The sequence below is a fragment of the Nocardia sp. NPDC050378 genome (assembly GCF_040655675.1).
GTDB lineage: Bacteria > Actinomycetota > Actinomycetes > Mycobacteriales > Mycobacteriaceae > Nocardia > Nocardia coubleae.
Window position 1 is genome coordinate 292,446 of the sequence record NZ_JBFAKI010000007.1, and the last position, 24,264, is coordinate 316,709.

General features: G+C 69.4%; 26 protein-coding genes and 1 riboswitch. Of the genes, 11 read left to right on the plus strand and 15 right to left on the minus strand.

All coding sequences use genetic code 11. From position 1 onward, the window contains the following. Window positions 1–62: 62 nt before the first annotated feature. Both AB0I35_RS18665 and AB0I35_RS18670 read right to left on the minus strand, forming a co-directional pair. Window positions 63–428 carry a DUF5655 domain-containing protein gene (locus tag AB0I35_RS18665; RefSeq protein ID WP_357397324.1) on the minus strand — a complete coding sequence of 122 codons (366 nt, stop codon included), beginning with the start codon at window positions 426–428 and terminating at the stop codon, window positions 63–65. Next, entirely contained in the window at window positions 425–1,285 is an 861-nt protein-coding gene (locus tag AB0I35_RS18670; protein ID WP_357397325.1) for an NAD-dependent protein deacetylase, read from the minus strand. The genes AB0I35_RS18665 and AB0I35_RS18670 overlap by 4 nt, the downstream gene beginning before the upstream one ends. Before the next feature lie 110 nt (window positions 1,286–1,395). On the opposite strand from AB0I35_RS18670, the gene AB0I35_RS18675 reads away from it, so the two are divergent. Both AB0I35_RS18675 and AB0I35_RS18680 read left to right on the plus strand, forming a co-directional pair. Further along, on the plus strand, window positions 1,396–1,851 hold the full coding sequence (locus AB0I35_RS18675) for a hypothetical protein (RefSeq protein ID WP_067492129.1): 456 nt from the start codon (window positions 1,396–1,398) through the stop codon (window positions 1,849–1,851). Further along, on the plus strand, window positions 1,848–2,390 hold the full coding sequence (locus tag AB0I35_RS18680; RefSeq protein WP_357397326.1) for a hypothetical protein: 543 nt from the start codon (window positions 1,848–1,850) through the stop codon (window positions 2,388–2,390). Before AB0I35_RS18675 ends, AB0I35_RS18680 begins: the two co-directional genes overlap by 4 nt. Before the next feature lie 9 nt (window positions 2,391–2,399). Here the strand turns inward: AB0I35_RS18680 and AB0I35_RS18685 are convergent, their stop codons facing one another. Beyond that, window positions 2,400–3,251: an acyl-CoA thioesterase domain-containing protein gene (locus AB0I35_RS18685; RefSeq protein ID WP_357397327.1), complete on the minus strand. Its 852-nt coding sequence runs from the start codon at window positions 3,249–3,251 to the stop codon at window positions 2,400–2,402. Between the two features lie 195 nt (window positions 3,252–3,446). Between AB0I35_RS18685 and AB0I35_RS18690 the strand changes: the two genes are divergently transcribed. Further along, window positions 3,447–3,989, plus strand: a complete 543-nt coding sequence (locus tag AB0I35_RS18690; protein ID WP_357397328.1) for a hypothetical protein — start codon at window positions 3,447–3,449, stop codon at window positions 3,987–3,989. Here the strand turns inward: AB0I35_RS18690 and cobN are convergent. The 6 genes from cobN to AB0I35_RS18720 all read right to left on the minus strand — a co-directional run bounded on the left by cobN (window position 3,959) and on the right by AB0I35_RS18720 (window position 10,985). Continuing rightward, complete coding sequence (gene cobN, locus AB0I35_RS18695; RefSeq protein WP_357397329.1) at window positions 3,959–7,633, minus strand: cobaltochelatase subunit CobN; 3,675 nt, start codon at window positions 7,631–7,633, stop codon at window positions 3,959–3,961. The two genes, AB0I35_RS18690 and cobN, sit on opposite strands and share 31 nt — an antisense overlap. A 33-nt stretch (window positions 7,634–7,666) precedes the next feature. Next, a riboswitch (cobalamin riboswitch) is annotated at window positions 7,667–7,793 on the minus strand. A gap of 21 nt (window positions 7,794–7,814) precedes the next feature. Then, the gene (locus AB0I35_RS18700) at window positions 7,815–8,171 is read right to left on the minus strand and encodes a multidrug efflux SMR transporter (RefSeq protein ID WP_357397330.1); all 357 of its coding nucleotides are present in this window, start codon (window positions 8,169–8,171) and stop codon (window positions 7,815–7,817) included. Window positions 8,172–8,212: 41 nt separating this feature from the next. Then, the gene (locus AB0I35_RS18705; RefSeq protein ID WP_357146603.1) at window positions 8,213–8,533 is read right to left on the minus strand and encodes an SMR family transporter; all 321 of its coding nucleotides are present in this window, start codon (window positions 8,531–8,533) and stop codon (window positions 8,213–8,215) included. Between the two features lie 72 nt (window positions 8,534–8,605). Next, on the minus strand, window positions 8,606–9,073 hold the full coding sequence (locus AB0I35_RS18710) for a MarR family transcriptional regulator (RefSeq protein WP_357397331.1): 468 nt from the start codon (window positions 9,071–9,073) through the stop codon (window positions 8,606–8,608). 52 nt (window positions 9,074–9,125) lie between these two features. Continuing rightward, a complete protein-coding gene (locus AB0I35_RS18715; RefSeq protein ID WP_357397332.1) occupies window positions 9,126–10,277 on the minus strand; it encodes a MerR family transcriptional regulator in 1,152 nt (383 codons plus the stop codon). A 33-nt stretch (window positions 10,278–10,310) separates the two neighbouring features. After that, on the minus strand, window positions 10,311–10,985 hold the full coding sequence (locus AB0I35_RS18720; protein ID WP_357397333.1) for a hypothetical protein: 675 nt from the start codon (window positions 10,983–10,985) through the stop codon (window positions 10,311–10,313). Window positions 10,986–11,159: 174 nt separating this feature from the next. Here AB0I35_RS18720 and AB0I35_RS18725 point away from each other — a divergent pair, with 174 nt between their 5' ends. After that, the gene (locus AB0I35_RS18725) at window positions 11,160–11,774 is read left to right on the plus strand and encodes a dihydrofolate reductase family protein (RefSeq protein ID WP_357397334.1); all 615 of its coding nucleotides are present in this window, start codon (window positions 11,160–11,162) and stop codon (window positions 11,772–11,774) included. A gap of 40 nt (window positions 11,775–11,814) precedes the next feature. Further along, the gene (gene cobG, locus AB0I35_RS18730; RefSeq protein WP_357397335.1) at window positions 11,815–13,077 is read left to right on the plus strand and encodes a precorrin-3B synthase; all 1,263 of its coding nucleotides are present in this window, start codon (window positions 11,815–11,817) and stop codon (window positions 13,075–13,077) included. Here cobG and AB0I35_RS18735 read toward each other — a convergent pair. Beyond that, complete coding sequence (locus AB0I35_RS18735) at window positions 13,074–13,514, minus strand: nuclear transport factor 2 family protein (RefSeq protein WP_357397336.1); 441 nt, start codon at window positions 13,512–13,514, stop codon at window positions 13,074–13,076. The genes cobG and AB0I35_RS18735 overlap by 4 nt on opposite strands. 108 nt (window positions 13,515–13,622) lie before the next feature. Between AB0I35_RS18735 and AB0I35_RS18740 the strand changes: the two genes are divergently transcribed. Then, on the plus strand, window positions 13,623–14,714 hold the full coding sequence (locus AB0I35_RS18740) for an RNA ligase (ATP) (protein WP_357397337.1): 1,092 nt from the start codon (window positions 13,623–13,625) through the stop codon (window positions 14,712–14,714). Between the two features lie 37 nt (window positions 14,715–14,751). Here AB0I35_RS18740 and ddaH read toward each other — a convergent pair whose 3' ends face one another. Continuing rightward, window positions 14,752–15,612 carry a dimethylargininase gene (ddaH, locus tag AB0I35_RS18745; protein WP_357397338.1) on the minus strand — a complete coding sequence of 287 codons (861 nt, stop codon included), beginning with the start codon at window positions 15,610–15,612 and terminating at the stop codon, window positions 14,752–14,754. Between the two features lie 130 nt (window positions 15,613–15,742). On the opposite strand from ddaH, the gene AB0I35_RS18750 reads away from it, so the two are divergent. The 4 genes from AB0I35_RS18750 to AB0I35_RS18765 all read left to right on the plus strand — a co-directional run bounded on the left by AB0I35_RS18750 (window position 15,743) and on the right by AB0I35_RS18765 (window position 19,062). Then, on the plus strand, window positions 15,743–16,180 hold the full coding sequence (locus AB0I35_RS18750) for an Lrp/AsnC family transcriptional regulator (protein ID WP_067492196.1): 438 nt from the start codon (window positions 15,743–15,745) through the stop codon (window positions 16,178–16,180). A 49-nt stretch (window positions 16,181–16,229) separates the two neighbouring features. Then, the gene (locus AB0I35_RS18755) at window positions 16,230–16,865 is read left to right on the plus strand and encodes a precorrin-8X methylmutase (protein ID WP_357397339.1); all 636 of its coding nucleotides are present in this window, start codon (window positions 16,230–16,232) and stop codon (window positions 16,863–16,865) included. After that, the gene (locus AB0I35_RS18760; protein WP_357397340.1) at window positions 16,862–18,427 is read left to right on the plus strand and encodes a precorrin-2 C(20)-methyltransferase; all 1,566 of its coding nucleotides are present in this window, start codon (window positions 16,862–16,864) and stop codon (window positions 18,425–18,427) included. The genes AB0I35_RS18755 and AB0I35_RS18760 overlap by 4 nt, the downstream gene beginning before the upstream one ends. A 92-nt stretch (window positions 18,428–18,519) precedes the next feature. Beyond that, a complete protein-coding gene (locus AB0I35_RS18765; protein WP_357397341.1) occupies window positions 18,520–19,062 on the plus strand; it encodes a PadR family transcriptional regulator in 543 nt (180 codons plus the stop codon). A 2-nt stretch (window positions 19,063–19,064) separates the two neighbouring features. On the opposite strand, the gene AB0I35_RS18770 is transcribed toward AB0I35_RS18765, so the two are convergent. From AB0I35_RS18770 to AB0I35_RS18780, 3 genes are all read right to left on the minus strand, one after another. Then, complete coding sequence (locus AB0I35_RS18770; protein ID WP_067635688.1) at window positions 19,065–19,817, minus strand: cobalt-precorrin-6A reductase; 753 nt, start codon at window positions 19,815–19,817, stop codon at window positions 19,065–19,067. A 504-nt stretch (window positions 19,818–20,321) separates the two neighbouring features. Further along, window positions 20,322–21,557, minus strand: a complete 1,236-nt coding sequence (gene cbiE, locus AB0I35_RS18775; RefSeq protein WP_357397342.1) for a precorrin-6y C5,15-methyltransferase (decarboxylating) subunit CbiE — start codon at window positions 21,555–21,557, stop codon at window positions 20,322–20,324. An 88-nt stretch (window positions 21,558–21,645) separates the two neighbouring features. Next, entirely contained in the window at window positions 21,646–22,401 is a 756-nt protein-coding gene (locus tag AB0I35_RS18780; RefSeq protein WP_357397343.1) for an SDR family NAD(P)-dependent oxidoreductase, read from the minus strand. A 262-nt stretch (window positions 22,402–22,663) separates the two neighbouring features. Between AB0I35_RS18780 and AB0I35_RS18785 the strand changes: the two genes are divergently transcribed. Further along, window positions 22,664–23,062 carry a PPOX class F420-dependent oxidoreductase gene (locus tag AB0I35_RS18785; protein WP_357397344.1) on the plus strand — a complete coding sequence of 133 codons (399 nt, stop codon included), beginning with the start codon at window positions 22,664–22,666 and terminating at the stop codon, window positions 23,060–23,062. Window positions 23,063–23,073: 11 nt separating this feature from the next. Here AB0I35_RS18785 and AB0I35_RS18790 read toward each other — a convergent pair whose 3' ends face one another. After that, a complete protein-coding gene (locus AB0I35_RS18790; protein WP_357397345.1) occupies window positions 23,074–24,201 on the minus strand; it encodes a Xaa-Pro peptidase family protein in 1,128 nt (375 codons plus the stop codon). Window positions 24,202–24,264 lie beyond the last annotated feature (63 nt).

Here is a 24,264-nt window from a genome sequence, read left to right on the forward strand (position 1 = left end):
GCTGGTGGCCAGAGCTTACCCACGTCGGATCCGGGGCCGTCACGGAGGGATCAAGTTACCGTTCATTTCGCACCGAAACGGTAGGCCGCGGCGATCAGCTCCGCCAGTCGTGGATCGCGTGCTTCGTCGAGAGAATGCACCACTACCAGGTGATTCCAGCGGGCACGGCCCACCTGTGTCACCCGGTAGACCGGTGCGTGCGCCATTTCCCGGTCGAGCGCGAGCATGATCTGGACGGTGCCTTCGGGATTCTTTCCGGTGACGTTGTAGAGCCACACCCACGCGAACTTCCGCGCGACGGCGAAAACGATCTGCGAAGCGACCGCCACCTCGACCGGTCCATTGCGTGCGATCAATTCGCGCAGTACTCCGAAGATCTCACGCGAGTGCGGTTTGCCCGAAAAGTACGCCTCGACGGATTCGCTCATCGCGGTACGGCCGGGTTCGCGATGGTGAGCCGGTCGGCCAGGCTGGACAGGGTCTCCGAACAGCCGGCCGGAATGCGCACGGCGGCGAGGTCGTCGGCACGGGTTGCGCCGCGGTTCACGATCACCACCGGCACACCGTTTTTCGCGGCGCGGCGGACGAATCGCAGACCGGACATCACGGTGAGTGACGATCCTGCCACCAGCAGTGCCTCGGCGTCGTCGACCAGGGCGAAGGCCGCCACCACCCGCTCGGCGGGGACGGTTTCGCCGAAGTAGACGATGTCGGGCTTGAGCATGCCGCCACACCGGGCGCAGTCGAGCATCCGGAAGCGGTCGGTGTCGGTGACCACCGCGTCCGCGTCGGGCGCGACCTCGATACCGCCGCCGTGCGAAACCTCGTCGGCGAAACCCGGATTGGCCGCCTCCAGCTGTTCGGCCAGCGTCATGCGGGAGATCACCGCCGCGCAGCGCAGGCAGCACACGCGGGCGTATGTGCCGTGCAGGTCGATGACCCGGCGAGCACCTGCTTTCGTGTGCAGCAGGTCGACGTTCTGGGTGATCACCCCCGAGACCACGCCCGCCCGTTCCAGCCGGGCCAGCGCGCGGTGGCCCGGATTCGGGCGCGCGGCGTCCATCCGCCGCCAGCCGATGTGGTTGCGTGCCCAGTACCGCTGGCGGAAGGCGGCGTCGCCGACGAACTGCTGATATGTCATCGGATTGCGGGGTGGTGAGTCGGGGCCGCGGTAGTCGGGGATGCCGCTGTCGGTGCTCAACCCCGCCCCGGACACCACCACGACGCGGCGTCCGGCCAGCAGCTCGACCGCACGCTCCACCAGGTCCCGGGTGGGCTCGCCCATGAAGTCATGGTACGAGTGGGCGGGCGCTGGGCGGCACACCGGTGGAGTTGCGTGGCGAGCGGGTGCGGCGACATGATGGCTCATCTGCCCGGCGATGTCAGAGGAAACTGGTGTCCGACAACGACGAACACGGCCGAAGCGCGCTCAACGGCGCGGTCGACGGGACCATTGTCGCCGTCCGCCGCATGTTCTATGTCCTCGGTGACGAGGTCGACCGCTCCGAGGGCCCGATCGAGTTCACCTTTCACAACGGTGCCACCCTGTTGCTCGATTCCGGGGTGGACGGCTCCGAACTGCGGATCCGCTCGGCGCCGTGGCGTGACCCGTTCGAACCGCTCGTCGACCCGGTCAATATCGAATACGTCGCCGAATCGGGCAAATACACCGCGTTCGATGTCACCGACGAGGAACCGTACAGCGCCTTCACCGGCCGCCGCGTCGACGCCGTCTCGGTCGTACCCCTGCCCGACGGCCGACCCCGCGCCGCGACCCTGTACCTCGGCGAGGCCGTGGTGAAAGCGGAAACGGTGGCCGACGAAGTGATCGTCACCCTGGTGCCCGCATGACGGGCTTCGCCCACCGCATGCGCCGATTGTTCGGCACCGGAACGGATTCCGCGCCGACCGTGTTCGAGACGACGCCGTTGCGGCCGGAGTTCGCCGGCGAGCACCTGCCGGGAAACCGGGTGTGGGACGGCACTCACGTCACCTATCTCGACGAGCAAGCGCGCCTGCGGTTCCGGCTCCACGCCCGCGACGGGCTGCTCCACTCCGCCGACGGCGCCCTGTTCGACACCACCGCGGCCAGCACCCTGTGGTCACCGGAGGGCGGCCGGGCGATCTTCGTCATGGACGCCGCGGGCACGGTGTACTCCTCACCGCAGCACCTGCTCGGCCGATTCCACCACTCGAGTTTCCTGGCCGGTGGACCCGTGGCCGCCGCCGGGGAGATCGTGGCGCGGCAGGGCCGAGTGCTGCTGGTGTCGGATCACAGCACCCACTACCGGCCCCCGCGACGCTTCACCCGGCAGGTTCCGCTCGCCTTGCGTGCCCAGGGCATCCAAGCCGACGACCTGCCCCTCGAAATGCGTTCGCAGGAACCGTGATCGGCGGGCTCAGTAGCCCGACGCCAGTTCCGCCATCACCGTGTCGGTCAGCTTGTCGATGAGGGCGCCGCGGATCTGGTGGCTCTCGTTGGCCAGTGCCGTGGTGGTGCACATCCCGAACGCGCCGTCGGCGTCGTAGAGCACGGCCGCGCCCGCCGCGATCCCGTCGTCGCTGAGGTGACCTTCCGCCTCGATGCCCATCTCGACGCCGATCGGCAGGCGTGAGAACGTGATCGACACATCGGTATTGATGAAACCGATGCCGTCGGTGCCCCAGTTGGTGACCAGACTCGTCTGCTCGCCCGTCATCGCGGCGTAGCAGAACGGGGAGGACTCCTCACCGGCGACGACCGGGATGTTGCGTACCCATTTGCGTTTACGGGTGTCGTTCTGGTGCTCGGTCATCCGGATCGACCAGCCGTCGGCATGGCCGTCGCTGCCGAAGAGGTGCAGTCCCTCCTCGATCGCCGCGCGTGCGTCCGGCGGCGGCAACGGCCGTTCCCGGTCGGGCCGCCACACCGCACCGGGCGGCTGCGTCGAGCGTTTCAGCAGCAACGCGCTGCCCCTGGCCACCACCGCGTCGCCCGAACGCAGGCTGACGGCGACCGCGCGCACGCGCTTGCCGTCACGCACCAGCTCGCTCTCGACGGTCAAGGGCACGGCGGGCACCGCGCGGTGCAGATCGACGGTGAACCGGGCGGGCACGAACTCCTCGGTGCAGTACCGCGCCTCCACCTCCCGCGCCATCAACCCGCACACCGGCGGCCCCGACAGCGTCTCGGGGCCCCACAGGCTCAGCGAGAACCTGGTCGGCTCGAACACCGCGCCCGTGCGGGTGAAGTACGCCGGTGAGGTGGTCATGGCGACCCTTTCCGTCCAGGGTGTTTCCCAGGCTCACCCGCCAAGATTAGAACGCGTTGCAGTTTTACGGCAACTCGCGTTCGCCGTCGATCACGAGACCTGGGTGAGTTCCCCGACCCGAGTTCAGGGTCGGCACCGGATGTCGGAGATCCGACGCCGGTCTAGCGTCGACAGCACGCCCACGAGGAGAACACCATGCGAAAAATCACGGTCGCGCTCACGGCCGCGACCATCTACGCCGTGCTGGCAACCCTGGTGGTGTGCACCACGATCGCCGAAACGGTCTTCCTGTACCCGAACTACTTCCACGACATTCCGGCATCGCTGGAGGTGGGCGAGGCATTCACCGCCGTGGTCTCGGTCGGCGATGTGATGCGCCCGCTGGGGATGTTCCTGACCCTGAGCGCTGTGCTCGCCGTGGCTGCCGGTGTGTGGTCGGGGCGCGCCCGCGGCTGGCTGCTCGCGTCGCTGGTGCCGTTCGTCTCGGGGATGTTCCTGCTGTCGATGCTGTACCTGTGGCCGCGCTGGCCGATCCTGTTCGAGGATCGCGCCCTGTACACGGTCGACGAATTGCACAGCACGGTTGCCGAGATCGAGGTCGCGCATGCGGTGCGCATCGCCTGCGGCCTGCTCACCGCGGTCTTGGCTGTCATCGCGGCACTGCGGATCTACCGTGACCGGATTCTCCTGCAGGCCGCGCGGGCAGACTATTCGAGTTCGCCCTCGGTCTCGAGGTAGATCTGGCGCAGCTTGTCCAGGGTTGCCGGTTCGGGGTGCTCCCAGAGCTTGCGCTCGGCCGCCTCGAGCAGTCGTTCGGCGATGCCGTGCAGCGCCCAGGGGTTGGACTGCTCCATGAACTTGCGGTTCACATCGTCGAAAACGTAGCTCTCGGAGAGCTTTTCGTACATCCAGTCGGCGACGACATTGGTTGTGGCGTCGTAACCGAACAGGTAGTCGACGGTCGCGGCCATTTCGAAGGCACCCTTGTAGCCGTGGCGGCGCATCGCTTCGAGCCAGCGCGGGTTCACCACGCGCGCACGGAACACGCGGGTGGTTTCCTCCGAGAGCGTGCGGGTGCGCACCGCGTCGGGGCGGGTGGAGTCGCCGATGTAGGCCTCGGGGTTCTTCCCGGTGAGCGCGCGCACCGTGGCGACCATGCCGCCGTGGTACTGGAAGTAGTCGTCGGAGTCGGCGATGTCGTGCTCGCGGGTGTCGGTGTTCTTGGCCGCCACGGCGATTCGCTTGTACGCGGTGCGCATGTCGTCGGCGGCGGGGGCGCCGTCGAGGTCGCGGCCGTAGGCGTAGCCGCCCCAGGTGGTGTACACCTGCGCGAGGTCGTCGTCGGTGCGCCAGCTCTTGGAGTCGATGAGCTGCAGCAGGCCCGCGCCGTAGGTGCCCGGCTTGGAACCGAAGATGCGCGTGGTGGCACGGCGGGCATCGCCGTGCTCGGCCAGGTCCGCATCGGCATGGGCGCGGACGTAATTGGCGTCGGCCGGTTCGTCGAGGGCGGCGACGAGACGCACGGCGTCGTCGAGCAGAGCGAGGACGTGCGGGAAGGCGTCGCGGAAGAAGCCGGAGATGCGCACGGTGACGTCGATGCGCGGGCGGCCCAGTTCGTCCAGGGAGATCACCTCGAGCGAGGTGACGCGGCGGCTCGCCTCGTCCCACACCGGCCGCACGCCGAGCAGCGCGAAGACTTCGGCGATGTCGTCACCGGAGGTGCGCATGGCCGAGGTGCCCCACACCGACAGGCCGACCGACTTGGGGTACTCGCCGTGGTCGGCCAGGTAGCGGGCGAGCAGGGACTCGGCCATGGCCTGACCCGTCTCCCACGCCAGTCGCGAGGGTACGGCCTTCGGATCGACGGAGTAGAAGTTGCGACCGGTCGGCAACACGTTGATGAGACCACGCAAGGGTGAACCACTCGGGCCCGCGGGGATGAAACCGCCGTTGAGGGCGTGCAGGACCCGGGCGATCTCGATGCCGGTCTCGCGCAGGCGGGGCACGACCTCGGTCGCGGCGAACCGCAGCACGGTCTTCACCGCGTCGAGGCGCCCACTCACCGCGATGCCGCCGTTCGCGGCGGCAGCGCCGCTCGCTCCGGACGAATCATCCACTCCCCCAGCGAGAATCGCGGTCGCGTAGTCGTCGACGAGGGTGTCGACCGCGTCCACCGACCAGTCCGTCGCCTGCAGGGCGCCGAGCAGCTCGCGCGCGCGGGCCTCCACCACGTCGACGCGGATCCGTGCCTCGTCTCCGGCTTCGCTGAGCCCCAGCGCCTCTCGCAGGCCGGGGACGTTCTGTTCGCCGCCCCACAGCTGGCGGGCACGCAGCATGGCCAGCACCAGGTCGAGTTCCATCTCGCCCTCGGGGGCCTGGCCGAGGATGTGCAGGCCGTCGCGGATCTGCACGTCCTTGATCTCGCAGAGCCAGCCGTCGACGTGCAGGAGCATGTCGTCGAAGACGTCCTCGTCGGGGCGTTCGGCCAGGCCGAGGTCGTGGTCCATCTTGGCCGCGCGCATCAGGGTCCAGATCTGCTGGCGGATGGCGGGCAGTTTGGCCGGGTCGAGGGCGGAGATGTTGGCGTGCTCGTCGAGCAGTTGTTCCAGGCGCGAGATGTCGCCGTAGGTTTCGGCGCGAGCCATCGGCGGGATGAGGTGGTCGACGAGGGTGGCGTGGGCGCGGCGCTTGGCCTGGGTGCCCTCACCGGGGTCGTTCACCAGGAACGGGTAGATCAGCGGCAGATCGCCGAGGGCGGCGTCGGTGCCACAGGACGCGGACATGCCGAGGGTCTTGCCCGGCAGCCATTCCAGGTTGCCGTGCTTGCCGAGGTGCACCATCGCATCGGCACCGAAACCGTCGGCCGACGACAGCCACCGGTAGGCCGCCAGGTAGTGGTGGCTCGGCGGCAGATCGGGATCGTGGTAGATGGCGACCGGGTTCTCCCCGAAACCGCGCGGCGGCTGCACCATCAGCACCACATTGCCGAAACGCAGTGCGGCGATGACGATCTCGCCCTTCGGGTCGGCCGAACGGTCCACATACAGTTCGCCCGGCGGCGGCCCCCACGCCTCGACCACGGCTTCGCGCAGGTCGGCGGGCAGCGACTCGAACCATCGGGTGTAGACGGTCGCGCCGATGCGGATCGGATTGCCCTCGAGCTGTTCGGCGCTGAGCCAGTCGGGATCCTGGCCGCCCGCCGCGATCAGGGCGTGGATCAGGGCGTCACCGTCGCCTTCGGCGAGGCCGGGAATCTCGGCGATGTCGCCGAGGTCGTAACCGGCGGAACGCATTTCGGTGAGCAGCCGGATGGCGCTCGCCGGGGTGTCGAGGCCGACGGCGTTGCCGATGCGCGCGTGCTTGGTCGGGTAGGCCGACAGCATGAGCGCGATCCGCTTGTCGCCGTTGGGAATATGACGCAGGCGGGCGTGACGCACCGCGATCCCGGCGACGCGGGCGGCGCGTTCGGGATCGGGGACATAGGTGGACAGACCGTCCTCGTCGAACTCCTTGAACGAGAACGGCACCGTGATGATGCGCCCGTCGAACTCCGGGACCGCCACCTGGGTGGCGACATCGAGCGGGGACAGGCCGTCGTCGTTGGCCTCCCACTGGGCGCGCGGGCTGGTCAGGCACAGGCCCTGCAGGATCGGCACGTCGAGGGCGGCCAGCGCGGCCACGTCCCAGGCCTCGTCGTCGCCACCGGCCGACGCGGTGGCGGGCTTGCTGCCGCCCGCGGCGAGCACGGTGACCACCAGGGCGTCGGCCCGGCCGAGGAGGGTGAGCAGTTCCGGCTCGGCGGTCCGCAGCGACGCCGCGTACACAGGCAGGGCGCGCGCACCCTTGGCTTCGATGGCCGTGCACAGGGCGTCGACGTAGCCGGTGTTGCCCGCCAGGTGCTGGGCGCGGTAGTAGACGACGGCGACCGTGGGGGCGTGCGGTTCGAGGATGCGCGCCGAGCGTTCGAGCTCACCCCAGGTCGGCAGCTGGACCGGCGGCTCGAATCCGTGACCGGTGAGCAACACCGTGTCGGACAGGAAGTTGTAGAGCTGACGCAGGTTGTCGGCACCACCCGCGGCGAGATAGTTGTGGGCGTCGGCGGCGACACCGACCGGCACGGTGGAACATTCCATCAGTTCCGCGTCGGGTGCGATCTCGCCGCCGAGGGCGACCATCGGAATGCCGCTGGCCCGCACCGCGTCCAGGCCCTCTTCCCAGGCGCGTTTGCCGCCGAGGATACGCACGATCACCAGGTCGACGCCGTCGAGCAGCTGCCCGAGATCCTCGACCAGCAGCCGGGCGGGGTTGCCCCACCGGTACTCGGCGCCGCTCGCGCGGGCGCTCAGCAGGTCGGTGTCGGAGGTGGACAGCAGCAGGATCACAGGGTGAGACCTTCCTCGGGTTGACGCGCCCATCGGGTTGCGGTGCTCGCCGGAGAGGGTCTGGCTGTTCACAGTGGCGCGACCGCACCGGATTTCCACCGGTTTCCTCGACGCCCGCCGAGCAAGTCGATGGTACTGGCCCGGCCGCGCCCGCAACTTTCCAGCCCGCGTCCGGGGTCGCTCAGGCGGCTTCGGCGCGGTCGGCGAGTTTGAGCCAGACCACTCCCGCGATCACCACGGCGAGCCAGAACGCTTTGAGCGGCGTGAGCGTTTCCTCGAAGAACACCGGTCCGAGGAGTGCGGCGCCGACCGCGCCGATGCCCGCCCAGACGGCATAGCCGATGCCCACGTCGATCGTTCTCAGCGCGACGCTGAGGGCGAACAGGGTGAGAAGGAAGAAGACGATCGCCACCAGCGACCAGGTGAGCACGGTGAAACCGTGGCTGCCGCCGACGGCGAGGGCGTATCCGACTTCGAAGGCGCCGGCGAGGAGCAGGACGAGCCAGGCGGTGGCGGGAGTGCGGTTGTGGGTGAACATTGTTCGGCCTTTCGGTGAGAAGTGGTCGGGGACGAGGTTGCTCAGGCGCCGCTGCTGAGCTGCAGGCCGACGACACCGCCGATGACGATCACGATGCCGACCGCCTTGCGCCAGTCGACTCGCTGGCCGAACAGCACCGCGCCGAGAGCGACGATTCCGACACCGGCCAGGGAGGTCCAGATCGCGTAGCCGGCGCCGACGTCGAAGGTGAGCAGCGCCAGGCTCAGGAAGTAGGTCGCGATCGCGCCGCTGACCAGGGTGGCGACGGTCCATCGAATGTCGGTGAAACCCTTCGCTTTTCCGGCCGCCAGAGCGACGGTGACCTCGAAGACGACGGCGATGGCGAGGTAGAGCCAGTTCACGATAATACCTTTCTATGGATGTACATACATATATATGCCGAGCGGAAGACCTCTGCGGCATGTCAGGTCAGTTCAGGAGTCCCGGTTCCCCGTTCGGCGCGCGAGCAGCGCGTCGAACATCGGTGACAGCTCTTCGGCGTCGTCGAGCAGACGTTCCAGCTGGAGCTGGAAGGGTTCGCGCGCGTCCCTGACCAGCACCTCCCCCTCCTCGGTGATCACGGCGTACACACCGCGCCCGTCCTCCGAACACAAGTCCCGCCGCGTGAACCCTCTTGCCTCGAGCCGCCCCAGCAATCGGGTCACCGAACTCTGATTCAACCCGATCCGATGGGCCAGCTCGCTGACCCGGATCTCCTTGTCCGGCGCGGCGGCAAGCTGCCGGAGCGCGTGGTACTCGGTGAGGCCGATGCCGTGGTGCAGCGTCAGCCATTTGCCGAGACCCGAATCGACGGTCGCGACAAGAGCGGAAGCACGAAACCAGCCCTCGACCGGGTCGCCGACCGAGGGGGTTCCCCTTTCCGTAAGTTCATGCTTGTGCATGCACTTAACGTAGCGGTGAACCTGCCGGGCCACAACCCGGCAGGTCGAGCGATCAAGGGGCCGGTTCGCAGGGCATGGCGAGGGTCCGGAGGTCGCCGTCGTCGGCGGAGCGGATGTGGGCGGGGAGGTCGGGGACGGACAGGTCGAGCATGATGTCGGGGCCGATCGCGCCCGCGACGGCCGGGTAGAGGGTGGTTACGGCGAAGTGGACGCTGATCGGTGGGCCGGAGACCGTCGCACGCAGCTCGGTGGGCGGGTTCGGCGTGCCGTCCTGGGTCGACGCGTCCGGGCTCGGCACCGAGATCGTGGCCGTGTCCGGGGAATCGAAGCGCAGAGTCACGATCGGTGAGTCCGCGCGTTCCAGTGTTTCCAGGAGGTGCGCGCGGTCGAGGACAGCCCTGGTCGGGGTCGGGGGCAGGGCTGCCAGCATGCGGCGGTAGTCGGGGAATTCCTCGGGCGAGCGGCGGCAGCGCTGACTCGCCGCCGAATCCTCGGTGGCAGTGCGGAATTCGACGGAATCGGGCGTGGGACGCAGGATCACCGTGTGCTGACGGCGCAGCCAGGACGCGGTGGCACGCAGTTCGGCGGCATCGATGGTCGCGGACCACTCGGCCGTCGCCGAGGCCATCGGGCGCAGGGTTCGCGAGGCCAGCCGGTAGCGGTCGGTGGCGGTGAGGATCAGTTCGTCGGGGCCGGCCTCGAACAGGATGGTGTCGAGCACGGGCAGGGCCGGATCGGTGCGGGTTGCCGTGGAGACCTGGTCGATGGCTGCCGCGAGCGCCGGACCGCCGACCCGCACGGCCTGGTCGGGTTCGGTGCCGGGCACCGCGCCGTGGTCACGTCGGTCCGGCAACGGCCGGGGGTCCACGCCGAGCGCCCGATGAGCGGCGGCGGCTGCGGCGTCGAACTCCCTTCGGCGGCAGTGCATTTCGGCGAGATGGGCGTCGAGGAGGGCGGCGGCCTTTGCGGCGTCGGGTTCGGCGAGCACCGCCGCGACAGTCGGCAACGGCATGTCGACGGCGCGCAGGTGGCGGATCAGGCAGGCGGGACCGGCCTGGTCGGGGGTGTAGTAGCGGTAGCCGGAGTCCTCGTCCACCAGGGCGGGGACGAGGACTCCGGCGTCGGCGTAGAAGCGCAGGGCGCTGGCGTTCAGTCCGCAGACGCGGGCGAACGCTCCGATGGTGATCAGTTCGGTGTCAGGCACCGGCTCATGATCGGGGTTGCAGTGACTCGAAGGTCAAGACGAACCGTCGCGGGTGCCCGCGGCGACCATCTCGGGCGAACCGGTGCCCAGGTGGCGGTAGACGTTGGCGATGACCAGCTGACCGAGGGCGTTGTTGCCGTAGCCGCCGATCACCGCGCCGATCCCGGCGGGGATGAGCGTGCCGAAGAGCAGCAGTCCGCGTTTGACCAGGTAGTTGACGATGAACCGTTTGGCAGGCCCGTCGGGCATGCTCGCCAGGCCGGGAATGTGGTCGGTGACCACGGCGAGCCACTGGCCCTTCGTGTGACCCGCGGTCTGTTCGAGGACCTTCGTGCCAGACTCGCCGAGCACCACCTTCGACACCAATCGCTGCTGGCGCGGATCCTCGGGCGCGATGCCGTACGCCGCGGCGGCGCCCACCGAGAACACCGAGGATGCCTCCACGAAGACGGCGGTGTCCACACCGGTGGCGGCCAGGCCGATCAGCGTGCCGATACCGGGTACGGCGGCGGTGAGCCCCACCGTCACGCCGCTGGCGGTGACGACGACGAGGTACTGGCGCGACAGCCGCTGCACGAGTTCCACCGGTGAATCGTCGGGGTGCCTGCTCCCCAGCCAGTCGACGTAGCGCCGCACCACCGGTGCCTGCGCATGGGCGACCTTGTCGAGCGCGGGAACTACACGCTTGTCCACGAATTCACGCAGCATGCGGTTGACCTCTCCTGTCGGCACTGCTCCGGCGGCGATCCGCCACTCACACTAGGCGGATACCGTTTCCTTCTGGTGCGCAAACACGAGCGCGGCGCGGATCACCGATGAGTTCGGCCACGTTGTGGCGTCTGTTCCTCTGAATTAGCAACCGAACGAGAACGGATGTCGCCCATGTCGAATACCCCGCAGAGCACCGGACGCCGAGTCGTCGCCGAAGTCGCCGTCTCCATGGACGGATACAGCGGCACCGGTCCCGGCGACGACATGAGCTGGTGCATGGACTACATCACCAGCCCGCAGACCGAGATCACCTACGAGGGCATCTGGCGCGGCGCCGACACCGTCGTCCTCGGACGCACCAACTGGGAAGGGTTCACCGCGGTCTGGCCGGGCATCACCGCCGACCCCGCCAGCTCCGCCCGCACCCGTGAGCTCGGTGAATGGCTCGCGAAGGTCGAGAAAGTCGTCTTCACCACCACCCTCGACCAGTCCGACCTGGACAAGGCCGACTGGACCAACGCCAGGATCGGTCGCGACCCGGAAGCCGACGTGCGCGCGCTCAAAGCAGCCGCCGGACGCGACATCCTGATCACCAACAGCGCTAGCATCATTCAGTGTCTGGTGCGCGCCGACCTGTTCGACGACCTCTACCTCACCATCGTCCCCACCACCCTCGGCGGCGGCCTGCGCCTGCTCCCCGACAACTACGCGTCGACCTGGCGCCTCGCCGCCGCGACCACCCTAACCGACTCGGGCGCCGTGTCGCTGCACTACACCCGGCCCTGACGCCGGATCGCTCCCGGCGGTGGTCGTAGGCTGGGGAATCATGACCAGGAGCGCTCCCGATTCTTGCCCAGGGGTTCTGCGGCTGCACGAGGCCGCGGACGGGCCGTTGGCGCGGATCCGGGTTCCCGGCGGACGACTGGAATCCGGCCAGGTGCAGGTACTCGCCGAGGCCGCACACGACCTGGGCAACGGGAACCTCGAGCTGACCTCCCGCGGCAATGTGCAGTTGCGCCGGGTACGGAACGCGAACGAACTGGCCGCCCGACTGGCCACAGCGGGCCTGCTGCCGAGCCGCACGCACGAGCGAGTCCGCAATATCGTCGCCTCACCGCTGTCCGGGCGGGTGGGTGGATTTGCCGATGTACACGGGCTGGCCACCGACCTGGATGTGGGCTTGCAGGCCGATGCCGCGCTGGCGGGCCTGCCAGGCCGGGTCTTGTTCACCCTCGACGACGGCCGCGGTGACGTGAGCACCCTGCGCGGCGATATCGGGATCCAGGCCGTCGGCGACGAGTTCGCGTTGCTGCTCGCCGGGACCGACACCGGCATCCGCGTCACTCCCGACGAGGCCGTCACGGTCATGCTCGACGCAGCGCGCGGCTTCCTCGACCTGCGTGCGGAATCGGGGCAGTGGCGGTTGCACGAGATCCCCGGCGGTGTCGAGAAGGTCACCGAGACCCTGGACCGCTCCCCCGCCGGTGCGCGCCTGGAACTCGGTGCGACACATGACATTCCGATCGGCTGGCTCGAACAGGATAACGGCCTGGTCACCCTCGGCGCGGGTGTTCGGCTCGGCACACTGCCCGCGCGGGTCGCCGAATTCCTGGCCGCCGTCGAACGCCCCGTGTTCCTCACGCCATGGCGCAGTGTGGTGCTACCCGACCTGGAGGAGGGCCCCGCGGAAACGGTGGTGCGGGTGCTCGCGCCGATGGGCTTGATCTTCGACGCCGGCTCACCGTGGTTACAGGTGAGCGCCTGCGCGGGCCGCCCCGGCTGCGCCAAGTCCCACACCGATGTCCGCGCCGATCTCACCGAGGCCATCGAAACCGGGCGCGTGTTCGGCGACGAACCACCCGACCTGGCCGAGGGGCATCCCGCGACAGCCGAGCCTGGCCGCGATGCCGAGCGCACCCTTCCCGCCGACGCGGCGGACCGCGCCGAGTCAGGCCTCGATGCCGCCGACGTGGTGGCGACCGGCCGTCAACACTGGTCGGGCTGCGAACGGCGCTGTGGCCGCCCAGCCGGACCTGTCACCGATGTCGTCGCCACCGAAGGCGGGTACCGCATCGACCGCCCGGACTAGTTCAGCTCGGCGTTGCCCTCGATCACCTTCAGCAGGTAGTGGAACTTGCTGATCCGCCAGCCCGCGGCGGTACGGCGGGCGGCAAGGGCGTAGCTGCCGACGAAGGTGCGGGTCCTGCCGTTGGTCGCGGCGTTGTTCACGTGGACGGCGATGGAGTCGGCGTGGGCGGTGGCCTCGTCGCCGTCGACGTCGATCAGGTAATTGCCGGCCTGATGGTGCACGGCGTCGAGGGCCTCCAGGCCCGCCTTCCAGTCGGCGGCGATGTCCTTCGACGAGCGGATCGAGACCCCGTCACCGAATCCGCCGTCGAAGTCGACCTCGTCGGTGAAGACCTCGGCGACCAGGTCGTCCCAGCGCTTGCGATCGCAGTACACGAACATCCGGGTGATCGTCTCGGTGATCGCCAGAGTGTCTGCGACAGTGTTCGATTCGGCCATGAGGGCGAGCTTAGAACGCCGTCCGCGCACGTGCATCCCGCGCGAAAACCGCTCGACTCCGTGATTGGCACGGCCATACGCTGACCTCCTCGAAACGAGGGGGTTCCCATGTCCACACTGCGAGTGACGGCCGAGCGGCTCGTCGTCGTCCCACACCCGAACGCCGACCGGCTGGAGCTGGCCCAGGTCGGGCTGTACCGGGCCGTCGTCGCCAAGGGGCAGTTCGTCACCGGCGACCACGCCGTCTACATCCCGGAACAGGCGATCGTTCCGGACCCGCTGATCGCCGAGCTGGGTCTCACCGGCAAATTGGCCGGGGCACAACGCAATCGGGTGAAGGCGGTGCGGTTGCGCGGCGAGGTGTCCCAGGGCATCGTCTGCACACCGAGCGCACTGTCGGGCACGGATCTCGCGGCGGCGGCCGAGGCGCGCACCGACTTCGCCGCCGAGCTCGGCGTGACCAAATGGGTGCCGCCGGTCCCGGTTTCGATGTCGGGACAAGTGGAACCCGCCCCCGACCTGCTGCGCTGGATCGATGTGGAGAACATCAAGCGGTTCCCCGATATCTTCGCCGAAGGCGAGCCGGTGGTGGCGACGGAGAAGATCCACGGCACCGCCTTTCTGCTCACCCATCTGCGCGCCGAGGACCGGACCTTGGTGTCGTCCAAGGGAATCGGTGGTCGGTCGCAGGCACTGATCCGCACCGAGGGCAACCTGTACTGGCGGGCGGTGCACAGCCATCGGCTCGACGAAGCCGCCCGCGTGCTCGCCGACGCCCTCGACGCCGACCGGGTCGGGCTCTTCGGTGAGGTGTTCGGGGCGGGCGTGCAGGACCTGCACTACGGTGCGTCGGCCGCGCACGACGACACGCTCGGTTTCGCCCTGTTCGACCTCGCGGTCGAGCAGGCCGGTGCGCCGGTGCGCTGGCTCGACCACCACGAGATCGGTGCCCTGCTCGGCGAACTCGGCCTCGGCGTCCCTCGCGTACCGGTCCTCTACGAAGGCCCCTACGACGCGGAGTTGTTGCTGAAGCTGGCCGAGGGCACCGAGACCGTCAGCGGGTCGGGCGGCGATATCCGCGAGGGGCTGGTGGTGCGTGCCGCGCGCGAGCGGCACTCGCCCGTGCTCGGCGGCCGTGCCATCGGCAAGATCGTCTCCGACGCGTACCTGCTGCGCGACGGCGGCACCGAGTTCGAATGATCGGGTCGGCCGGGGAACCCAGCGCTCTCCGGCCGGCTCAGGGTCGGCGAGCGCGGGGGGTGTGTAGTTCGAGGACGCAGCACTTCACGCCGCCACCACCTTTGCGCAGCTCGGACATGTCGACCGGGACCGGTTCGAAACCCCGCTCGCGCAGGGCGGCGATCAGCCCGGTCGCGCCCGGATCGAGGAAGACGTGGCGGCCGTCGCTCACCCCGTTGAGGCCGAAGGACAGGGCATCGGCCTCGGTGACCAGGATCGCGTCCGGGTAATGGACGGCCAGGACCTCGCGGGCCTGCGGGCTGAAGGCCCCTGGGTAGTAGGCGACCGTGGTCTCGTCGAGGCACATCAGCGCGGTGTCGAGGTGATAGAAGCGGGGGTCGATCAGCTCGAGCGAGAGCACGGGCAGGCCGAAGAACCGTTGCACCTCGGCGTGGGCCGCCGCGGTGCAGCGGAATCCCACTCCGGCCAGGATCCGCTCGCCCGCGAACGTGAAATCGCCCTCACCCTCGTTGGTTTCGGCCGCCACCGCCAACTCACGTAACTCGCGCGCCGCGAACCAGCGGTGAAACGCCGGGCCCTCCGGTTGCCGCTCGGGATGGGCGAAGCGGGCCGACAGGGCACGACCGCCGATCACGATCGCGCTGTTGGCCGCGAACACCATGTCGGGCAGGCCCGGCTCACCCGGCACGGTCTCCACCGAATGCCCGTGCTGTTCGAGCAGCGCGCGCAGGATCTCCCACTGCGCCAGCGCCCGCGCCCGGTCCACCGGCGCTGCCGGATCCATCCACGGATTGATCGCGTAGGTGACCTCGAAGTGGTCGGGTCGGCACATCACGAAGCGGCGCGGGGTGGCCGCCCGCGCCGGCGTCGAGGAGGGAAGGGGAAGGACGGCGGTCATCAGAACTCCCGGTGGCTGCGCGGCGCGAATCGACGCCTCGACGGTAGATGTCGTCGCGTTGCGCGGGGAACACCGATTCATTGCGCGTATCGATGGGAAAATGGCGATTCATTGTGTGAGAGGAATTCCCATGGACGACATCGACCGTCGCATTCTCGCCGCCCTGCTGAAGAACGCGCGTGCCACCTTCGGCGAGATCGGCTCGACCGTCGGATTGTCGGCGCCCGCGGTGAAGCGGCGGGTGGACAAGATGGTGGCGGGTGGGCAGATCACCGGGTTCACCGCCCTGGTCAATCCGGCCGCCCTCGGCTGGACCACCGAGGCGTACGTGGAGGTGTACTACCGCGACAACATCTCCCCCGCCGAACTGCGCCGGACACTGGAACCGATCCCGCAGGTCGTCGGAGTGTGCACCATCGCCGGCGAGGCCGACGCGCTGGTACACGTGATGGCCACCGACATGGCCGAGATCGAGGTGACCGTGGAGCGGATCAGGGAGAACGCGCGCGTCGGGCGCACCAGGAGTTCGCTGGTGATGTCGCGCATCCTCGAGCGCCCACGCACCTGAGCCGACCGCGCCGAACACCACGTCGCGGCCAGGTTCTAGGGTTGTGCGCATGTCCGACGTGCGCACCAGCTACCTCACCGACGGGGCCGAGATCTATCGGCGCTCGTTCGCGACCATCCGCGCCGAAGCCGACCTCGCCGGTTTCCCCGCCGATGTCGAGCGCGTGGTGGTGCGGATGATCCACGGGTGCGGACAGGTCGACCTGGCGGGCGACATCGCCTACACCCCCGGTGTGGTCGCGGCCGCACGCACCGCGTTGCGGGCGGGCAAACCGATCATCTGCGACGCCAACATGGTCGCCTCGGGCGTCACCCGCAAGCGGCTGCCCGCCGACAACCCGGTGCTGTGCAACCTCACCGACCCGCGGGTGCCCGAGCTGGCCGCGAGCATGGGTAACACCCGTTCGGTCGCCGCGCTCGACCTGCTGCGCGCCGAACTCGACGGCGCGGTGGTCGCCATCGGCAACGCCCCGACCGCGTTGTTCCACCTGCTCGACATGCTCGACGCCGGCGCACCGCGACCCGCCGCGATCATCGGCATCCCCGTCGGGTTCATCGGCGCGGCCGAATCCAAACAGGCGCTGATCGACTTCGGCGGCGTCGAATATCTCACCGTGCGCGGCAGGCGGGGCGGCAGCGCCATCACCGCGTCGGCGCTGAACGCGATTGCGAGCGAACAGGAATGAGCGGCACACTCTGGGGCATCGGCCTCGGCCCCGGCGATCCCGAACTGGTGACGGTGAAAGCGGCCCGGCTCATCGGCGCCGCCGACGTGGTGGCCTTCCACAGCGCCAGGCACGGGCGCAGCATCTCCCGAGGTATCGCCGAGCCGTACCTGCGGCCCGGCCAGATCGAAGAGCACCTCGTCTACCCGGTGACCACCGAGATCACCGACCACCCCGGCGGGTACCAGGGCGCGATCGACGAGTTCTACGAGCAGGCCGCCGCCCGGCTGGCCGCCCACCTCGCCGCCGGCCGCGATGTCGCCCTGCTCGCGGCCGGTGACCCGCTGTTCTACTCCTCGTACATGCACATGCACCGCCGCCTGGCCGACCGGTTCCACGCCGAGATCGTCCCCGGGATCACCTCGGTGAGCGCGGCCTCGGCGGCGCTCGGCACACCCCTGGTGGAAGGCGAGCAGGTACTCACGGTGCTGCCCGGCACCATGCCCGTCGACGAACTCACCGAGCGGCTGCGCGAGACCGACGCCGCCGCGATCATGAAGCTGGGACGCACCTTCCCCGGCGTGCGCCGGGCGCTCGCCGACGCCGGTCGCCTCGACGACGCCTACTACGTCGAACGCGCGAGCAGCACCCGTCAGCGGGTGCTCGCGGCCGCCGATGTCGACGAGGCCGATGTGCCCTACTTCTCGATCACGCTGGTTCCCGGGCCCACCCCGACCACCGGGGTCGCGTCCGTCGTCGGCGGACAGCGCCGCGGCGCACCGACAGACAGGTCGGAGCGGACCGGAGCGAGTCCGTACAACGAATCAGCAAGCACCGCGGGCGAAGTCGTGGTCGTGGGCCTCGGGCCCGGCGCCGCGGACTGGACCACTCCGGAGGTCACCGCCGCGCTGGACGAGGCGACCGATCTCGTCGGCTACACGACCTACATCAACCGTGTCCCCGAGCGGGCCGGCCAGCGCAGGCACGCCAGCGACAACAAGGTCGAGTCGGAGCGCGCCGCGATGGCACTCGATCTGGCCAAGCGGGGTGCGCGGGTCGCCGTGGTGTCCTCCGGTGATCCGGGGGTGTTCGCGATGGCCTCGGCGGTGCTCGAGGTGTCGGCCGAACCGCAGTTCAAGGATGTGCCGGTGCGGGTGCTGCCGGGACTGACGGCGGCCAACGCGGTGGCGAGCCGGGTCGGCGCACCGCTGGGTCACGACTACGCGATGATCTCGCTCTCCGATCGACTCAAGCCGTGGGAGGTTGTGGCACAACGGCTTTCGGCCGTCGCGGCGGCCGATATGGCGATCGCGATCTACAACCCGGCCTCCTCGCAGCGACGTTGGCAGGTGGGCGCGATGCGCGAGATCCTGCTGACCCATCGCGACCCGGAGACGCCGGTGGTGCTCGGTCGCGATGTCGGCGGGCCGACGGAATCGGTGCGGGTGGTGACCCTCGCCGACCTGAACCCCGACGAGGTCGACATGCGTACGCTGCTCATCATCGGCGCCTCCACCACGACAGCCTTCGACACGCCTGAGGGAACCCGCGTTTTCACGGCGCGCCGCTACGAGAACGCCTAGGCCCCGACACGCCGCGACACGGGCGACCTTGGCGTGATCCCCGCCCTGGCCTAACATTCCACATAGGAATGTAGTTCGAAGGGAGTTGACCGTTGACCGACACCGCGACCCGCCGCCGCCCGCTGAACTCCACCGCGGCTTCACTGCTGGGGTTCCTGCACGAGGGTCCGATGTCGGGCTGGGACCTGGCGACTCTCGCCCAGCAACGCATCGGCGACTTCTGGACCATCACCCAGAGCCAGGTCTACCGCGAACTCGCCACGATGGACAGCGCGGGGCTGGTGACCAAGGGTGAACGAGGTGCGCGAGAGCGCATTCCCTACCGGATCACCGAGACCGGGCGTGAGGCGTTCGCCGAATGGATCGCCCGCGATCCCGGTGCCGAAACGATCCGGGTGCCGTTGCTGCTCACCCTGTCGTTCGGCGAGCACCTCGATCCCACGCACCGCGACCGGATCATCACCGCCAACCGCAACATCCACCAGGACCGGCTCGACCGCTATCTCGACGAGGACGCGACCGCGCTGGCACCCCACCAACGCGCCACTCTCGAATTCGGGATCTGCTACGAGCGCGCGGTGCTGCAGTGGTTCGACCAGCTGCCCGCCGTCTTTGCCGGGCAACCGCCGCGCTGAGCTCAGGAAACGCTGTGCGCGGTCGCGAGCCGCAACCAGTCGAGGGCGGCGCCGACCTCGTCGACGACGTTCGCGCCCGCGGGCAGGGGTGGGCGTTCGATCATGACGACCGGCACGCCGGCCGTGCGCGCCGCGGCGATCTTCGCCTCGGTCTGCGCGCCGCCGCTGTTCTTGGTGACCAGGACGTCGATGCGATGACGCGACATCAACACCAGTTCCTCGTCGAAGGTGAACGGCCCACGCGCGAGCAGCAATTCGTAGCGCGGTGGCAGCGGGCCGGTCGGCGCGTCGATCGATCGGATGACGAAACGCTGCCTGCGACAGCCCGCGAAGGCGCCGACACCTTGGCGGCCGATGGTGAGCAGCACGTTCTCGCCCCGGTCGGCCAGGGCGGAGGCGGCCCCGGCGAGATCGGGTACCCGCGTCCACAGGTCGCCCCGGCGCGGCACCCATTCGGGGCGGCGCAGGTGCAGCGCGGGCAGGCCGAGGTCGGCGGCCGCGGTCGCCGCATGGGTACTGACCTGGGCCGCGAAGGGGTGGGTGGCATCCACGACGGCATCGATACGGTTCTCGCGTAGCCAGGTTCGGAGGCCCTCGACACCACCGAATCCGCCGATGCGCACCGGCCCGACCGGCAATCGCGGGTTGGCGACACGTCCCGCCAGCGAGGAGACGATATCGACTCCACGCTCACCGGACGCCAGGTTCGCCAGCTCACGAGCCTCGCCCGTACCGCCGAGGATCAGAACTCTCAGGACTGCCCGCTGACGTCGTCCCGGTCAGGGGTGGTCGACCTGGTGCACCGCATACAACTCCGTCCATCGAAATCGAGGCTCCGAGTTTTGCCCGGGGCCGCGCCCGACCATACCCCCGTTGAGGAAGTGTTACACCTTCGGTGCATAACTTTCTGGGTGAGCTTGCAGATGCACTCACCGTTCGGCCGTGATCTGACCGTGATCTGACCGTGATCGGCGCCCTGGTGACATGGACGGTTGACCAGCATGTTCGCCACGCGCGCCCGGGTCGCCGGTACGGGCACATCGGCGACCCCGGCATCGGTTTCGAGTCCGGCAGCGGCACTGGGCGATTGCCCAGCATCTCGATGCCCTCAGAGACATACGCCGTGTGCGAGCGATGTTCGGCCGGTGGTGCGCGAGACCACGTGAGGACTGAACAGTCGCATCGGACGCTCACGCGAAAAAGAGCAAATTCGGGGCGCACACCCCGTCACATCGTTATGCGAGGCGACGGGTGACCCGTCAGGAATTTGCGCGCGGTTTGACGACGATCCACTGCGCGACGGGAAGCTGCGGCCGCCACGCGGTGAACCCGCCGAGCGGTTCGCCTCGGTAGATCTGAAATTTGCGCAGGGTGCCGCCGTGGCGTGCGTACAAGGCCAGCAGCAGCGTTTCCGACTCGGCGGTCACCGCATTGGCCACCAGCCGCCCGCCGGGCCGCAGGCGTTGCCAGCAGGCGTCGAAAACGCCGTCTTGGGTGAGTCCGCCGCCGAGGAAGATCGCGTCGGGTGCCGGGGAGTCGGTGAGGGTGTCGGGGAAGGCCCCGCGTACCGCGATGCCGGGCACACCGAGCGCGTGCGCGTTGGTGGCGATCTGATCGCGACGGGCGGGCAGGCGCTCATAGGTGACCGCCCGGCACGCCGGGTGGGTACGGCACCATTCGATCGCGATGGTGCCCGACCCGCCGCCGACATCCCACAGCAGTTCGCCGGGGGCCGGGGCGAGGGCGCTGACGGTGAGTGCGCGGACCTCGGCCTTGGTGAGCTGGCCGTCGCCGCTGAACGAATCGTCGCGCAGGCCGGGCGTTCTCGTGCGGCGGGGGTGGTCGGGGTCGGCCACGCAGTCGACTGCGCACAGATTGAGCGGGTCGCCGGGCGGGTGCGGCCAGGTATGGGCCGTGCCGGTGCGCAGGCGCTCGCGCTCTCCCCCGAGCTGTTCGAGGGCGGTCAGGGTCGAGGCACCGAAACCGTTGTCGCGCAACAGTTCGGCCAGTGCGGCGGGGGTGGTTTCGTTCTCGCTCAGGACCAGGAGGCGACGGCGGTCGGCCAGTTCGGGCAACACGGTGGCGAGTGGTCGGGCGACGACGCTCACGACCGGTGTCTCGGCCAGCGGCCAGCCGAGCCGGGCGCAGGCCAGCGACGCCGACGAGGGCTGCGGGTAGACGTCGAGGGCGCCCGGTCCGACGAGGCGGGCCAGCGTGACGCCGATGCCGTAGAACATGGGGTCACCGCTCGCGAGCACCGTCAGGCGCCGACCATTGTGGCGCGCGAGCAGTTCCGGTAAGGCGGGCAGCAGAGGAGTCGGCCACGGCACCCGCTCGAAGTCACCGTCCGGAACGAGCGACAGTTGCCGTTGCGACCCGAACACGACTTCGCTGTCCTCGACGACGGTTTTGGCACGCTCACCCAAACCTGCCCAACCGTCGGCGCCGATACCGACCACCCCGATCGGCGCGCCCGACCACGCGGCAGCGGTCATCGGATCGACCTCCCCGTCCGAGGAAGGAGCGGGACCGCCACAACCGCCCCGGCGGCGTCGACGGCATGCCGGGCGACCGGTGTGGCGGTCACCGTGGCATCCGGCGCCAGATCGATTGCGGCAGCAGGCGCATCACGAAGAACGCGACGGCGAGGCGGCCGGGGATCGCGACGCGGGTCGCGCCCTTGGCCAAGGCGCGGACGACGGCGTCGGCGACCTGGTCGGGGGTGCTGGACATGGGCGCGGGGTCCATGCCCTCGGTCATGCGCCCGATGACGAAACCCGATCGGACCAAAAGCAACTGGACGCCCGTGCCGTGGAGGGCGTCACCGAGACCGCTGGCGAACCCGTCCAGGCCCGCTTTCGCCGAACCGTAGACGTAGTTCGCCCGCCGGACCCGTACGCCCGCGATAGAGCTGAAGACAACGATCTGGCCACTGCCCTGTGCGCGCAGCAGATTCGCGAGGGTGGTGAGAACGCTGACCTGGGCGACGTAGTCGGTGTGGACGACGGCGACGGCGTGGTCGGGGTCGCGTTCGGCGCGGGCCTGGTCGCCGAGAACGCCGAATGCCAGGACGGCCGTGCCGATTCCACCGTGTTCGGCGGCGATCTTCTCGAGCAGCGCGGCGTGGGCGGCGGTGTCGTCAGCGTCGAATTCGACGGTGTGCACGGCGGTCGCCCCGGCCGCGCGCACCTGCTCGACCTCGGCGGCCAGCGCGGCGGAGCGGCGGGCGGCGAGGATCACCACCCGGCCCGGCGCCAGCCTGCGCGCCACTTGCAGCCCGATCTCACTGCGCCCACCCAGAACCAGGACCGTGCCCCGGTTCGCCTGCTGCTCTCCCATGCGCACAGTGTGTCATCCCGGGTTCCCGCCGCCACCGAGCCTCCCCGCGATTACGAACCGCGACCGGCGAAGCGACGCCGGGGCCCTTCGAACACACGGCCGCGGCGCCGACAGCCGGGTGTCGCACGGCGGTCCGCTCGAGCGGCAGGCCCGCGAACACCCCTCCGACAGCCCGGCGCCGCCGGACAGGGTGCCGTTGACTGCCGCTGTGGGCGTGCGCCCGCCGACCGAGCGCACGCGGTGACCGACTAGCGTCGAACACATGCCCACCGCGACCACACAGCTCTCCCCCGCCGCCCTCGCGTTCGTCGCCGAGCGGCACCTGGCCACCCTCACCACCCTGCGCGCGGACGGCACACCGCACGTCGTCGCCGTCGGGTTCACCTGGGACGCGGACAGCGGCATCGCGCGGGTGATCACCGATGGCGCGTCGGTGAAGGCCCGTAATGCCGGGCGGGGTGGGTACGCGGCCGTCAGCCAGGTCGACGGGGCGCGGTGGCTCACCCTCGAAGGGCCGGCCACCGTGCTGACCGAGGCCGACGATGTCGCCGAGGCCGTTCGCCGCTACACCGAGCGCTACCGCGTGCCGCGCGAGAACCCGACGCGCGTGGTCGTCGCGATCCAGGTGCGCCGGGTGCTGTCGTCGAGCACGCTCAAATAGCTTGTGACCGTTTACAACACGGTCAGGCCGTGCGGGCGCTGGTTCATGGACTCCACACCGTCGTCGGTGACGATCACGATGTCCTCGATGCGCGCGCCCCACTGCCCGGGGAAGTAGATGCCCGGTTCGATGCTGAACGCCATGCCCGGCTCGAGCACCAAATCGTTGCCCGCCACGATGTAGGGCTCCTCGTGCACCGACAGACCGATGCCGTGCCCGGTGCGGTGTACGAATGCATCGCCAAGGCCCGCGTCTGCCAGCACGGTTCGGGCGGCGGCGTCGACGGACTCGGCCGTGACACCCGGACGCACGGCGGCCACCGCCGCCGCCTGCGCCGCCTCGAGCAAGGCCATCCGCTCGGTGACCTGCTTGCCCGGCTTGCCGAGCACATAGGTGCGGGTGGAATCGGAGTAGTAACCGGGCGCCACCGGACCACCGATGTCGATCACCACCACATCGCCCTGCTCGATGACACGGTCGGAGAACAAGTGGTGCGGGATGGCACCGTTCGGGCCGCTGCCGACGATGACGAACTCCGCCTCGGTGTGCCCCTCCTCGACGATCGCTGCCTCGATGTCGGCATGCACCTCGGCCTCGGTGCGCCCCGCCCGCAGGAACTCACCCATCCGGGCGTGCACGCGGTCGATCGCGGCGCCCGCACGGCGTAAGGCGTCGATCTCGGCCTCGTCCTTGATCATCCGCGACCGGCGCAGCACAGGAGTGGCCGAGGACGGCAGCCCCGTGGTCTGCTCGGCGAGCGGAATCAGGTGCAGGGCGGGCATGGCGTCGGCGACGGCGATGCGCGAACCGGCGTGCAGGGTGGACCGCACCAGCTGGTACGGATCGACGCCGTCGACCCAGTCGAGGATCCGCAGGCCCAGTTCCCCGGCTGCCGACCCGTCCAGCGCGGCCAGCTCGAGCTTCGGCACGACGACCGACGGGGTCGCGCCGTCGGCGGTGATCACCAGACAGGTGAGCCGTTCGAAGGATTCGGCATCGGACCCGATGAGATACCGCAGGTCGGGGCCCGGTGTGATGAGCAGGGCGTCCAGATGCGCCGCGCGCATCAACTCCACCGCCCGCTCGAGCCGCTGACCGTAGACATCCGCCGCGAACCTGGCATTCGTGTGCGCGCTCATAGTCTCCGACGTTACCCGCCGCGCCGCGTGACGCGCAGATTCGCCCGCACGACGTGCGATCTC

Coding starts and splice junctions, on each gene's coding strand:
- cbiE (WP_357397342.1), bottom strand. CDS start 21,557: ATGACCGCTGCCGCGTGGTCGGGCGCGCCGATCGGGGTGGTCGGTATC.
- AB0I35_RS18735 (WP_357397336.1), bottom strand. CDS start 13,514: ATGGCCGAATCGAACACTGTCGCAGACACTCTGGCGATCACCGAGACG.
- AB0I35_RS18785 (WP_357397344.1), top strand. CDS start 22,664: ATGCCCACCGCGACCACACAGCTCTCCCCCGCCGCCCTCGCGTTCGTC.
- AB0I35_RS18680 (WP_357397326.1), top strand. CDS start 1,848: ATGACGGGCTTCGCCCACCGCATGCGCCGATTGTTCGGCACCGGAACG.
- AB0I35_RS18700 (WP_357397330.1), bottom strand. CDS start 8,171: ATGTTCACCCACAACCGCACTCCCGCCACCGCCTGGCTCGTCCTGCTC.
- AB0I35_RS18760 (WP_357397340.1), top strand. CDS start 16,862: ATGAGCGGCACACTCTGGGGCATCGGCCTCGGCCCCGGCGATCCCGAA.
- AB0I35_RS18790 (WP_357397345.1), bottom strand. CDS start 24,201: ATGAGCGCGCACACGAATGCCAGGTTCGCGGCGGATGTCTACGGTCAG.
- AB0I35_RS18710 (WP_357397331.1), bottom strand. CDS start 9,073: ATGCACAAGCATGAACTTACGGAAAGGGGAACCCCCTCGGTCGGCGAC.
- ddaH (WP_357397338.1), bottom strand. CDS start 15,612: ATGACCGCCGTCCTTCCCCTTCCCTCCTCGACGCCGGCGCGGGCGGCC.
- AB0I35_RS18755 (WP_357397339.1), top strand. CDS start 16,230: ATGTCCGACGTGCGCACCAGCTACCTCACCGACGGGGCCGAGATCTAT.
- AB0I35_RS18780 (WP_357397343.1), bottom strand. CDS start 22,401: ATGGGAGAGCAGCAGGCGAACCGGGGCACGGTCCTGGTTCTGGGTGGG.
- AB0I35_RS18670 (WP_357397325.1), bottom strand. CDS start 1,285: ATGGGCGAGCCCACCCGGGACCTGGTGGAGCGTGCGGTCGAGCTGCTG.
- AB0I35_RS18720 (WP_357397333.1), bottom strand. CDS start 10,985: ATGCTGCGTGAATTCGTGGACAAGCGTGTAGTTCCCGCGCTCGACAAG.
- AB0I35_RS18740 (WP_357397337.1), top strand. CDS start 13,623: ATGTCCACACTGCGAGTGACGGCCGAGCGGCTCGTCGTCGTCCCACAC.
- AB0I35_RS18690 (WP_357397328.1), top strand. CDS start 3,447: ATGCGAAAAATCACGGTCGCGCTCACGGCCGCGACCATCTACGCCGTG.
- cobG (WP_357397335.1), top strand. CDS start 11,815: ATGACCAGGAGCGCTCCCGATTCTTGCCCAGGGGTTCTGCGGCTGCAC.
- AB0I35_RS18725 (WP_357397334.1), top strand. CDS start 11,160: ATGTCGAATACCCCGCAGAGCACCGGACGCCGAGTCGTCGCCGAAGTC.
- AB0I35_RS18750 (WP_067492196.1), top strand. CDS start 15,743: ATGGACGACATCGACCGTCGCATTCTCGCCGCCCTGCTGAAGAACGCG.
- AB0I35_RS18685 (WP_357397327.1), bottom strand. CDS start 3,251: ATGACCACCTCACCGGCGTACTTCACCCGCACGGGCGCGGTGTTCGAG.
- AB0I35_RS18665 (WP_357397324.1), bottom strand. CDS start 428: ATGAGCGAATCCGTCGAGGCGTACTTTTCGGGCAAACCGCACTCGCGT.